The 11,879-nt window shown below is 42.4% G+C and carries 14 protein-coding genes; all 14 read right to left on the minus strand.

The window, feature by feature from the left end:
* Nucleotides 1–56: 56 nt before the first annotated feature.
* The 14 genes from J1C91_RS06255 to J1C91_RS06320 all read right to left on the minus strand — a co-directional run bounded on the left by J1C91_RS06255 (nt 57) and on the right by J1C91_RS06320 (nt 11,769).
* The gene (locus tag J1C91_RS06255) at nt 57–755 is read right to left on the minus strand and encodes a glucosaminidase domain-containing protein (protein WP_002909820.1); all 699 of its coding nucleotides are present in this window, start codon (nt 753–755) and stop codon (nt 57–59) included.
* 147 nt (nt 756–902) lie between these two features.
* On the minus strand, nt 903–1,490 hold the full coding sequence (yihA, locus tag J1C91_RS06260; RefSeq protein ID WP_002906637.1) for a ribosome biogenesis GTP-binding protein YihA/YsxC: 588 nt from the start codon (nt 1,488–1,490) through the stop codon (nt 903–905).
* A gap of 10 nt (nt 1,491–1,500) precedes the next feature.
* Complete coding sequence (gene clpX, locus J1C91_RS06265; RefSeq protein ID WP_002895582.1) at nt 1,501–2,730, minus strand: ATP-dependent Clp protease ATP-binding subunit ClpX; 1,230 nt, start codon at nt 2,728–2,730, stop codon at nt 1,501–1,503.
* Between the two features lie 51 nt (nt 2,731–2,781).
* On the minus strand, nt 2,782–2,952 hold the full coding sequence (locus J1C91_RS06270) for a hypothetical protein (protein WP_002895584.1): 171 nt from the start codon (nt 2,950–2,952) through the stop codon (nt 2,782–2,784).
* A 2-nt stretch (nt 2,953–2,954) separates the two neighbouring features.
* A complete protein-coding gene (locus J1C91_RS06275; protein ID WP_002917312.1) occupies nt 2,955–3,467 on the minus strand; it encodes a dihydrofolate reductase in 513 nt (170 codons plus the stop codon).
* A 124-nt stretch (nt 3,468–3,591) separates the two neighbouring features.
* Nucleotides 3,592–4,431, minus strand: a complete 840-nt coding sequence (locus tag J1C91_RS06280) for a thymidylate synthase (RefSeq protein ID WP_125438745.1) — start codon at nt 4,429–4,431, stop codon at nt 3,592–3,594.
* A 104-nt stretch (nt 4,432–4,535) separates the two neighbouring features.
* Nucleotides 4,536–5,495, minus strand: a complete 960-nt coding sequence (locus J1C91_RS06285; RefSeq protein WP_002917315.1) for an ROK family glucokinase — start codon at nt 5,493–5,495, stop codon at nt 4,536–4,538.
* A gap of 112 nt (nt 5,496–5,607) precedes the next feature.
* Nucleotides 5,608–6,018 (minus strand): GNAT family N-acetyltransferase, encoded by a 411-nt coding sequence (locus J1C91_RS06290; RefSeq protein ID WP_002917316.1) that lies wholly within the window; start codon nt 6,016–6,018, stop codon nt 5,608–5,610.
* Nucleotides 6,019–6,089: 71 nt separating this feature from the next.
* Complete coding sequence (locus tag J1C91_RS06295) at nt 6,090–6,677, minus strand: hypothetical protein (RefSeq protein ID WP_002909825.1); 588 nt, start codon at nt 6,675–6,677, stop codon at nt 6,090–6,092.
* Complete coding sequence (locus J1C91_RS06300; protein ID WP_002909826.1) at nt 6,674–8,542, minus strand: ABC-F family ATP-binding cassette domain-containing protein; 1,869 nt, start codon at nt 8,540–8,542, stop codon at nt 6,674–6,676. The genes J1C91_RS06295 and J1C91_RS06300 overlap by 4 nt, the downstream gene beginning before the upstream one ends.
* Entirely contained in the window at nt 8,539–9,738 is a 1,200-nt protein-coding gene (locus J1C91_RS06305) for a CCA tRNA nucleotidyltransferase (protein WP_002909827.1), read from the minus strand. Before J1C91_RS06305 ends, J1C91_RS06300 begins: the two co-directional genes overlap by 4 nt.
* A complete protein-coding gene (gene dapB, locus J1C91_RS06310; protein WP_002909828.1) occupies nt 9,735–10,502 on the minus strand; it encodes a 4-hydroxy-tetrahydrodipicolinate reductase in 768 nt (255 codons plus the stop codon). The genes J1C91_RS06305 and dapB overlap by 4 nt, the downstream gene beginning before the upstream one ends.
* A gap of 41 nt (nt 10,503–10,543) precedes the next feature.
* Nucleotides 10,544–11,392: a DegV family protein gene (locus J1C91_RS06315; protein ID WP_002909829.1), complete on the minus strand. Its 849-nt coding sequence runs from the start codon at nt 11,390–11,392 to the stop codon at nt 10,544–10,546.
* A gap of 2 nt (nt 11,393–11,394) precedes the next feature.
* Nucleotides 11,395–11,769 (minus strand): DUF1149 family protein, encoded by a 375-nt coding sequence (locus J1C91_RS06320; RefSeq protein ID WP_125438747.1) that lies wholly within the window; start codon nt 11,767–11,769, stop codon nt 11,395–11,397.
* Nucleotides 11,770–11,879 lie beyond the last annotated feature (110 nt).

Raw genomic sequence — 11,879 nt, forward strand, 5'->3', positions numbered from 1 at the left:
CCTAAAATCTACGATTAAACATAAAAAGAGGTCTCCCTCTTTTTTTGTTGTCTTTATTAAAATCTATTCGCCCAAGCAGTATCCACGTCCAAGATATCTTGAGTAGTGTATTGCTGACGATAGGGATTGTAAACGATATAGCCAGCACCAGACTCAGAGAGTGGCGAATCAAAGCGAGTCAAATCATATTTTTCAATAATATAATTCAATTTAGCATTATAGCTAGTATCTGTCGCATAGACACCGGTTAGGGCAGCTGTTGCATCCTGATAGGTTGGCGCATTGCTCTTCCATGCACCTGCAAAATGGCCTTGCTTGAGCACTGCAACATAGTCTTGCAGAGATTCTACATAGCTAGGATATGAACGGAAACTATCGTTGATGGTGTAGGCATTTCCCTCTCCATCATCTTCCCAAGTCTCCATATTAGCAGATTGGCCATCATAGTGACCTTTGATACCGAAAAGGTTATAATGAGGTTCACCTGACAGACCAGACTGTCCTGAGCCACTTTCTAAAATAGCCTGGGCAATCATAACAGAAGCATAAAGATCATTGTCCTGTCCCAACTGACGCGCTGGCTCACCGATTTGTGAGATGAAGTAGTCTGTTTGATTCATAGGTTGCTGGTCGCTATTATTGGCACTAGCAGGATTAATATGCTTTGCCAAGACGAAGCCAACAGCAATTGTTGTTGTCATGATGAATAAAGCTGAAAGGATTCTCTTACCTTTTTTTGAAATTCTCTTTTTCACAGCACTTCTCCTGAATAAGATATTAATGATACCATTGTAACATACTAAAGATTAAAAAACACTATTGATAATTTACAAGTATATGACATTTTTCGTTTTATTTCAAAAAATCCAACTCGTTTTTTGAGTTGGATTTAATTCGTATTATTAAATTTTTGACAAAATCGCGTCCCAAGAAGCATCTAAGCCATCCTTGGTGACTGAGGAAAAAAGAATGAAATCATCATTTCTGTCAAAGTCCAGCTTTTTCTTAATAGCTGACTCGTGCTTATTCCATTTTCCGCGAGGGATTTTATCAGCTTTGGTCGCTACTAGAATAACTGGAATGTCATAATATTTCAGAAATTCATACATTTGCACATCATCTGCGCTCGGATCATGACGAAGATCAACAAGGCTGACAACCGCTCTGAGATTTTCACGACTGGTCAGATACTCCTCAATCATCCGGCCCCATTTTTCACGCTCTTTTTTGGAAACACGGGCATAGCCGTAACCTGGCACATCGACAAAACGCAGTTTATCATCAATGTTGAAAAAGTTTAGCAGCTGAGTTTTCCCAGGTTTTCCAGAAGTTCGCGCTAAATTCTTACGATTGAGAAGTGTGTTGATGAAGCTGGACTTTCCAACGTTTGATCGGCCAGCTAAGGCAATCTCTGGAATATCATCTTGAGGGTAGTGCGATTTATTGGCTGCACTCAGCAAAATCTCAGCATTGTGTGTATTGATTTCCATAAGCACCTCGTTAGGCAGTTTCTAGAATAGGCTTATCTGTTCCATCTACTGCTTCTTTGGTAATGCGGACAAGCTTGACATTTTCCTGACTTGGAACTTCAAACATGACATCCATCATAGTTTCTTCAATGATTGATCGAAGTCCGCGTGCACCTGTTTTACGTTCAATCGCTTTATTGGCAATCTCCTGCAGAGCATCTTCGTCAAATTCAAGCTTAACATCATCATAAGATAGAAGCGCCTGATACTGCTTAATAAGGGCGTTTCTAGGCTCTTTCAAAATCCGAACCAAATCATCAACTGTTAGTTGCTCCAGAGCAGCAAAAACAGGCAAACGACCAATCAACTCTGGGATAATCCCGAACTTTTGGACGTCTTCTGAGATAATTTCCTGCATATAGGAACTATCTTCGTCGATTGCTCGGTTGTTCTGACCGAAACCAATGATTTTCTCACCCAGACGCTGTTTTACGATTTCTTCGATACCGTCAAAAGCACCGCCAACAATGAAGAGAATGTTCTTAGTATCAACCTGAATCATTTCCTGCTGCGGATGCTTGCGTCCACCTTGCGGCGGTACGCTAGCTACTGTTCCTTCGATAATCTTCAGCAGAGCTTGCTGAACTCCTTCACCCGAAACATCACGGGTGATAGAGACATTTTCGCCTTTCTTAGCAATCTTGTCAATCTCATCGACATAGATAATCCCGCGCTCAGCACGCTCGATATTAAAGTCAGCCGCCTGCAAAAGCTTGAGAAGGATATTTTCAACATCTTCTCCGACATAACCAGCTTCAGTCAGAGCTGTTGCGTCCGCAATGGCGAAAGGCACATTAAGACTGCGAGCCAGAGTCTGCGCCAAGAAGGTTTTACCAGATCCGGTTGGGCCAATCATCAAAATATTTGACTTTTGCAGTTCCACATCTTCTTCTTCACGGCTGTCGTGGTAGTTAATACGCTTGTAGTGATTATAGACCGCTACTGCTAAGGCACGCTTAGCTCGGTCTTGCCCGATAACATAGTGGTTCAAGATATTCAGCAGCTCCTGAGGTTTTGGTACCTCAGATAGATCTGCCAGCACTTCCTCAGCTAGCTCTTCACGGATGATCTCCTGTGCCAGTTCCACACATTCATTACAGATAAAGGCATTGTTACCAGCAATAATCTTCTGCACCTCATCTTGATTCTTCCCACAGAAAGAACAAAAAACCATCATATCATCATTACGACTTGTAGGCATTGTTTACTCCAATTCTAAAATTCTAAATCTATTTATTTTCTTTCATACATGTTAAAAAAGTGTCATATAAAAAGCATGAATGGAATTTACAAGATTTGTAAAAGCATTCAGCAAAAATAAAGCCGCCAGTCCAAACCGCTTTTTCCGAAAGGTTTGAACGGCACAAATAAGACAAATGACACATAAAAAGGCCGTAAAAAAACCAAAAATACTACGTTCCATTCTTACGAGTCCTTCCTTTGGTATCTTTTTATAGTGAAATCATAAGGGTTCTTTTCATCTTTGGCATGAAATTCACTGCTAACTTCCTGATAAGGAGCCCAGTCAAATGTCTCAGGGAAATAGGTGTCTCCTTCAAGCTTAGCAGCAATCTGAGTCTGAATCAATTCTCCCAAATACGGCTCAAAAGCCCTGATAATTTGCGCTCCGCCGATAATATACAAGTTTCTGTCCTGCTTGTGGTACCAATCCAAGACATCTTCCACATTGCTGAACAGCAAGACATTCTCATTGTCAACTTGATAGTTCTTGTCCTTGCTCAAAATCAAACTGATTCGATTTGGCAAAACGCGACGCTGCAGACCATCAAATGTCACTCGGCCCATTAAAATAGCATGTCCAGTCGTCGTTGCTTTAAAATGCTGCAATTCTGCCGGGAGATGCCAAGGCATGACCTTGTCTTTTCCAATCAGACCATCCTCTGCCTGAGCCCAAATGGCAATAATCTTCTTTGTCATCCTTTTATCCTTTGTATTAGTAACTCTATTCTATCAAATTTGCTGTAAAAAGGCATGTTTAAAGTATGATTCAAGCAGAACTTTTGCAGAGGTTGGCAGTTTTCGCATACACTTATCAAAATCGTTAAAAAGCCAAATCAAACTTCAGCTGAGGTTTAACTGGATTATAGTCTAATAACTCAAAATCTTCTGCTTTGATATCGAAGAAATTGGTCCTATCCGGCACATTTAAAACAAGTCGTGGCTGACAGTCGCTAGGTTCCCGGCGCAATAACTCTTCTGCCTGCTCGAACTGGTTGTCATAGATATGCAAGTTATTGATAAAATAAAAGAACTTGCCGACCTTCCATCCAAAATGCTTGGCAATCATCATCTGCAGAGCCACATACTGCATAGCATTGATGTGGTGAGCAACTAACATATCATTTGAGCGCTGAGTCAAAGTCGCATCCAGATAAATGTCTCCATCTACACGTCGAACGTCAAACATGGTCTGAAAAGCACATGGAAGCAAGCCTTCTGTTTCTTCAAAAGCTTCATAATCCCAGAGAGAGATGATATTGCGACGATTCCAAGGATTGGCTTCCAGCTGTTGGAGAATTTTATGGATAATATCATGCTTCTTGACAACAGCTCCGTAGCGCTGCCCGATAGTACCCGTATCGCCAACTTCCCAGTCATTCCAATAGTGAACATTATACTTGTCATTGAGCAATTCCAAGCTATTAGACTGGTCTTGATAGATCCAAAGGACTTCCTTAATGGCAGACTTGATAGCAATAGGGCGCAGAGTCGTGATTGGGAACTCTTCCTTGCTCAAATCATATTCCGCAAAAGAACCAGTGATATATTTGGAATTAGCCACATTTCCATCCTTGTAGCGCGGACGAGCATTTTCAGAAAAAACACCTTGCTCCATAATTTTTTTAATATTCTCTTTGAAAATCGTATCTGCTAGCGTCATGATTTCTCCTTCGTTCAGTGAGCTTTTTCTAGTATAGCAAATTTTCTATAAAAATTCTCCTACAGACCATTCTGCAGGAGAACAAATAAAGCATACTTGTAGAATTATTGTAATACCAATGAAGCTGCCCCGATAACGCCAGCATCATTTCCAAGAGTAGCCAAGGCCAACTTGGTTGAAGTACGAACCTGCGGGAAGCTATTCTCTTCATAAACCTTGCGCACGCCATCAAGTAAGAAGTCACCCGCAGCTGATACTCCGCCACCAATAACAATTGTAGATGGGTTAAGGATAGAGCCGATATTAGCACAGGCAATTCCTAGATAGCGAGCAAAATTGCGATAGACAATCAGAGCAAGCTCATCGCCTTCTTTCGCCAAGTCAAAGACAACTTTTGCATTGACATCTTCACCGTTGTCAATCAGTTTTTTCAACTCAGCATCACCAGCATACTCATCAGCATAGCGGCGAGTCAGATTGACAATACCAGTCGCAGATGCAACAGTCTCTAGGCAGCCCTTCTTGCCACAGGTACATTGAATCGGCTGATCAAAGTCAACAGTGATGTGACCCAACTCTCCTGCTGCTCCAGCAAGCCCGTGCAAGAGCTTACCTTCTGCAACAATTCCTCCGCCAACACCTGTTCCTAGTGTCATGAATACTACATCAGGCTGGTTTTCTCCAGCGCCCATCCAACGTTCACCCAAAGCAGCAACGTTAGCGTCGTTGTCAATATAGAAAGGAATCCCTGTCGCTTTTTCAATCTTATCCTTGACCGGCTGCAGCGTCTTCCAATTGAGATTGTAAGCACCGATAACAGTCCCTTTCTCACGGTCAACTACTCCTGGCGAGCCCATACCAATCCCTATAAAATCCTCTGCTGAAAGCTGAAGCAAGTCCAAACGATGCAGGATTGACTCAATCATATCATCTACGATGTGGCTACCTTCGTCCAAAATATTGGTTTTAATGGACCATTTTTCCTGAATTTCGCCCTCTGAAGTCAAAATAGCAAACTTAATAGATGTTCCACCAAGGTCAATTCCGATTATTTTTTTCGACATGATGTTCTCCTCTGTGTTTTATTTATCATCATTATATCAGATTTTTTCAGTAAGGAAAAGGTTTGCATAAAGAAAAGTGAAAATCGAATTCTTCTTTATTCCCAAAGTAAACTCACAAGTCTTTTGTATAATAATATCTTTCACCAGTATAAGGATAGTCTTTCAGCGCAAACACTTCTGTATAGCCGTGCTTCTTATAAAAATCCGGTGCTTGAAACTGATACGTATCTACAAATGAATATTTGCATTTCCTTTCCCTAGCTTCCTGTTCAGCCCTGTACAGTATTTCTGATCCTATGCCTTGCCCTCGTAAATCTTCGCTCACATACAAATACTCAATCTCCAGCCAATTCCCAAAAGTTTCGGCCGACATACCGGCTAGCAGATTTCCTTGTTCATCTTCTACATAGATGTTAAGAGGTTCGCTTTTGGAGGGCTCCCTCTTAGATTGATTGTAGGATCTGATTAAATTTCCCAGTTCCTGTATTTTCTTTGAGTCAGTATTTTCCAATCTTAGTTTCATAGATGCCTCCGTTTCATCTCTAAAGGTTTTAGATTAACAGTATATGAAACTGTTCGGACTATATCTTCACCTTAAATATCCTTCTGACTTGCTCGCCATTGATTATGGTAATCCATCATCGTTTCATAAATATATTTTGGTTTCTCTTTTTTCAGTAACATAAGAGTAATTTCTAACGGTTCAGGAATACCAAACTTGTATTTTTTGTTCTTTCTAGAAGCAAGCCTACTTCTCTTCAAAACTGCAGGATCCACTGAATGAAAACAAATCGTCAAAATATGACTCTTATTGAATAATTGATATTTTGCATAATGTCGAATACGTTCAATTCTATAGTTTATCCTCTGGATTTCTTCCCAACTATAAAACGAAACTTCTCTAAAAAGAAGGGGGTTAAAGTAAAACCCCTGTTCCGTTAGACGAAGAAAACGTTTATCTCTAAACAAAAAAATCCATACTAAAATAGAGAGAAAATCAAAAACAATTGTACCTATCACTAAAAACATTTTTTCAATCACGGAAATATTGGAGTCGAATAATAGGTATCCATTTTTAGATGGTAATACAAGAACTGCAGTCATAAAGACAGCAAAAGCGCTCGCCAATATAGCTAAAATGAATATTTTCAACCTGCTCTGACTAAACACTATTTCTTTCATCCGTCTAACCCACTTAGGTATTCATAGCGCTCGTATTTTTCCAGCAGCTTGTCATTCTGCTCATCCAATTCTTGCTGGAGTTGAGACAGGCGAGCAAAGTCAGATCCATTCTCCTGCATAGCCGCTTCAATCTCAGAAATCCGCTCCTCAAGCGCCTCGATATCGGCCTCAATAGACTCCCACTCCTGCTTTTCAAAGTAGGTCATGCGCTTTTTCTCCTCGCGCACCTTGGTAGATTTTTCCTTTTCAGTCTTTTGAGAAATAGCAGAGCGTTCTGCCAGAAAGGCTTTTTCGTCTAAGTAATCTGTATAATTTCCGAAAAATTCTCTGATCACTCCATCCTCAAAAGCCAAAATCTTGCTGGCTACCTTGTCCAGGAAATAACGGTCATGGCTGACTGTAATAACTGGCCCGGAAAACCCTTGCAGAAAGTTCTCCAGTACCGTCAGAGTTGCAATATCCAAATCATTGGTTGGCTCGTCAAGAAGCAAGACATTCGGCTTTTCCAAAAGAAGCTTGAGCAGATAAAGGCGCTTTTTCTCTCCGCCAGATAGCTTTTCAATCAAAGTCCCATGAGTAGAACGAGGGAAGAGAAATTGCTCTAAGAGCTCTGCAATGGAAGTCGTTCCACTGCCAATCTTGACCTCCTCAGCCACTTCTTGCAGATAATTGATGACTCGCTTAGACTCATCCAAGCCCTCAATCTGTTGAGAGAAATAAGCCACTCGAACTGTCTCTCCGATAATGAGCTGACCAGCCTGAGGCTGAAGTTTACCGGCAATCAGATTGAGCAAGGTCGACTTACCAACACCGTTATCTCCGACAATCCCAATTCGGTCCTTGTTCTGGATTAAAAGACTAAATTGAGAGAGAATAAGCTTTTGGTCATAAGCAAAGTCTACATTTTGAAACTCGATAACCTTCTTACCGATACGGCTGGTTTCAAAGTTCATTTCCAGATTGCTGTCAGTCGTCTGGCCTGCCAAATCTTTCTTGAGGTCATGGAAACGATTGATACGAGCCTGTTGCTTGGTTGCCCGAGCCTGAGGCTGCCGTCGCATCCAGGAAAGCTCCTGCTTGTATAACTGCTGCTTCTTATGAAGCAAGGCCACATCCCGCTCATCCTGCTCTGCCTTGAGACGGACATAGTCTTGATAATTTCCCTGGTATTCAATCAAGCGACCGCCATCCAGCTCAAAAATCCGTGTCGAAATATTATCCAAGAAATAGCGATCATGGGTGATGAAAAGCACGGTCTTCTTTGAATTTTTCAAGAAATGCGTCAGCCATTCAATGGTATCAATATCTAGGTGGTTGGTCGGCTCGTCCAGCAAGAGCAAATCGGCATCACCTAAGAGAACCTGAGCCAGCTGAACTCGGCGACGAAGACCTCCTGATAACTGACCAACCTTAAGTGACAGATTAGTCAGACCAAGCTTGGACAGAACCGTCTTGACCTGACTTTCGATTTCCCAAGCATGGAGCGAGTCCATCTCGGCCATAACCGCTTCTAGTCTTGACTGTTGGCTTTCATCATAAGCCGTCAGGAGCAGCTCATATTCTCGAATCAACTGCATTTCCCGTAAATCACTTGATAGAACAGTGTCAAGTACCGTCTGCTCCTCATCAAAATCAGGCTCCTGAGTCAGATATGCAATCTTATAGCCTGTCTTAGCAGAAAAAGGGCTAACATCTCCGTCAAAGCCCGACTTGCCCGACAAGACATCCAGGAGCGTTGTCTTTCCTGTTCCATTGACACCAATCAGACCAATCCGGTCTAGATCATGAATGATAAAGGAAATATCCCGAAAAACAGTCTTATCTCCTACTGATTTGGTTAGCTTGTCAACGATAAAATCGCTCATTTTTTCTCCTTGATATAGGCGTAAATGGCCTCTAGTTCATTAGGTAAGCAGCCGTCTACAATAGCGTGTTCCAACTCTTTCAGAATTTGACCCAGTTTTGGTCCAGGCTCAAAGCCGAACTCCTGCATCAGCATACCACCATTAACCACCATTTCCTGTTTGTTATGAATAGTTAGACTAGCATCAAGATTCTGAATCGCAGAGAAATCAACTGCCAAACCTTGCGCCTGCCGAAGCTCTTCTGCTTGTAGCAATAAGTCAATATCATAGTCATAGCAGTCGCGCTTGGTCAAGTCTCGTTCTGAGCGGATGGCCGCAATCTCAACCAAGTCTTCTACTTTCTTGGCAAATTCACGAGAAGTCTTCCATTTTTTCAGAAAACCTTTGACATTTTGCACATCTAAAGCCAGTAAAAGGGCTGCCCAAGCCTGTTCAGATGCTGAAAAGCGAAAATCTGAAGCCAAGTCAAAGAGCCGTTCTAACTTAGCTCTGCTCCCCTTCAAATCTGGCAAAAATTCTATGGCACCGCTTGTCAAGAGTGCCTCTAAACCCTTGCGCCAAAACGGAGCCAGCAAGAGCTTGTCAAACTCGATAAAAATTCGTTCAACCGAAATCTTTTCCAGCAAGGGAGCACAATCTTTCATAGCTGCAAAAGTATCTTGCTCCAAGTCAAAATCCAAGGCAGCCTGAAAACGAAAGCCCCGCATGATACGGAGAGCATCTTCATTAAAACGCTCTGCAGCAGTTCCAACTGCCCGCAAAATCTGATTTTCCAAGTCATCCAAGCCTTGGAAAAGATCAATAACTTGGCCGTTTTCATCCAATGCTAGAGCATTGATGGTGAAATCGCGCCGCTTGAGATCTTCTTCCAAAGAACGCACAAAAGAAACCTTGCTGGGCCTGCGGTAGTCCACATAGACATCCTCAGTCCGGAAAGTCGTCACTTCATATTCACGGTTATTTTCCAGAACCAAGACGGTTCCATGCTCAATCCCCACATCAACCGTACGGTCAAAGATACGCTTGGTTTCCTCAGGATAGCTGGAGCTAGCGATATCCACATCGTGAATAGGTCGCTGCAAAAGGGCATCTCGAACAGAACCCCCAACGAAATAAGCTTCAAAGCCAGCCGCTTTTATCTTCTCTAATACTGGCAAAGCCTCCTGAAATTCAGAAGGCAGAGTTTCTAATCTCATAGTAAATGTTCCAATCCATAGACTAATTCTGAGCGTTTGACAATTTCTTTAATGGCAAGATTAACTCCTGTCATAAAGGAAGCGCGGTCATAGGAATCATGCCGCAGCGTCAATCCCTCTCCCTGGCTGCCAAAGATTACTTCTTGGTGGGCAACCAGACCTGGCAAGCGAACCGAATGGATACGCATGCCATCGAAATCGGCTCCGCGGGCGCCAACTATAGACTCTTCCTCATCAGCAGCTCCCTGCTGCTTGCTTGGTCTGACTTGGCTGATGAGCTCAGCTGTCTTGATAGCTGTTCCACTCGGTGCATCTTTTTTCTGGTCATGGTGCAGCTCAATGATTTCTACATTTGGGAAATACTTGGCTGCTTGAGCTGCGAACTGCATCAGCAAAACAGCCCCCAAAGCAAAGTTTGGTGCAATCAATCCACCTAGCTTCTTTTCCCTAGACAGTGTGATCAACTCTTGCAACTGCTCTGAAGTAAAACCTGTCGTTCCGACCACTGGGCAAAATCCCTGCTCCAGAGCAAAACGAGTATTGTCATAAGCTACTTTAGGGGTTGTAAAATCAACCCAGACATGGGCTTCCAGTCCAGCCAATTCTTCCTTGGCATTGAAGACAGGAACACCGGCCACTTCTTTTTCATTTGTAAAAGGATCCAGCAGCCCAACTAATTCTAGTTCAGGATCTTCTGTCACCATTTTATAGGCTGCTTGGCCCATTTTCCCCTTAAAACCAGCAATAATAACTTTGATACTCATGTTTTTCCTCCTTACAGAGACAAGCTCAGACTTTCAAGCAATCAGATCACAGGGATATAACCCAATGCAACACTGCCCTCACCCAAGTGCGTCCCGATGACGCTGCCAAAGGTTACGATAGGAACTTCACCAGTAATACCACTGTCTAGCAGATTCTGCTGAAGCTCAGCTGCTTTTTCTGGCGCATTCCCATGGATAACCATAATCTGATAAGCACCGCCCGCTGTTCTTTCTTGGACGAGTTCCAGCATACGCTTGGTAGCCTTCTTCTCCGTCCGAATCTTTTCAAAAACCTCTATCACACCATGATTGTTAAAATACAGAATAGGCTTGATACTGAGCAGATTTCCCAGAATAGCTGCACCGTTAGACAGGCGTCCTCCTTTGACCAAGTGATCCAAGTCGTCCACCATGATAAAGGCGCTGGTGCCATCAATCTGCTTTTGAACATTAGCTAAAATTGTTTCAAAATCTAGTCCTTCTTCTGCCCACTCTAGAGCAGATTGAACCATGATACCGAGCGGTGCACTGGTAATCTTAGAATCTGGAAAGGCAATTTGCAAACCATGAAACTCATCTTTCAGATACTGAATGTTTTGATAAAAACCAGAAATTCCGCTAGATAGAAAGAGTCCCAGAACATGGGTATAGCCTTTTCCGTCTAGAATAGTAAGAATCTCTTCTAGGTCCGCAATGCTAGGCTGACTGGTCTTGGGCAATTCATCTGACTGAGCCATTTTTTCATAAAATTCACTAGCTGTTAGGTTTCTACCTTCGACATAAGTCTCACCAGCAATCACGACCGGAATATCCAAGACGAAAAGATTTTCATTCTCCAGCAGGGAAGCCGGCAGATAGGCCGATGAATCTGTGATAACCGCTAACTTCATAATTAAAACTCCAAATTAATGCCTGGCAAATCCAGAGCAATTTCTGTCACTTCATAAGTCAAGCGGTTAAGCATGGTCAAGCATGGCCGAGCAAGCTCTTCTACTTCATCGTGGTCGAATTCACTCGGTTCCTCAATAAGACGACCGAGAATGTGGTTGGCTTGCGAAATAGTTCCGCTGATAACAAAATTCTCAAAAACAATCATAAAGGTCAAAATCACAATCAATGAAGTCGTGTGGGCTTCAACATCTCTTTTGACCAATTGGAAATTCACATCAACCTTAGTTTCAGGTGTTCCATTTTCTTTTTCCCATTCAAAATTCCGGGCGTCAAAATGGTATTGACTAACAAATTCTTTTTCGCGCTGTATGTTCATTTTTATTCTCCTAAAAATATGCGATAGGCCCATTATACCATATATCGAGCGAAGTTTCCATGCTAAAATTTGCAGGCTGGAACACAAAAAAGAATCTCACTGACAAGCGA

This window comes from Streptococcus sanguinis (genome assembly GCF_050222175.1).
GTDB classification, from domain to species: domain Bacteria; phylum Bacillota; class Bacilli; order Lactobacillales; family Streptococcaceae; genus Streptococcus; species Streptococcus sanguinis_M.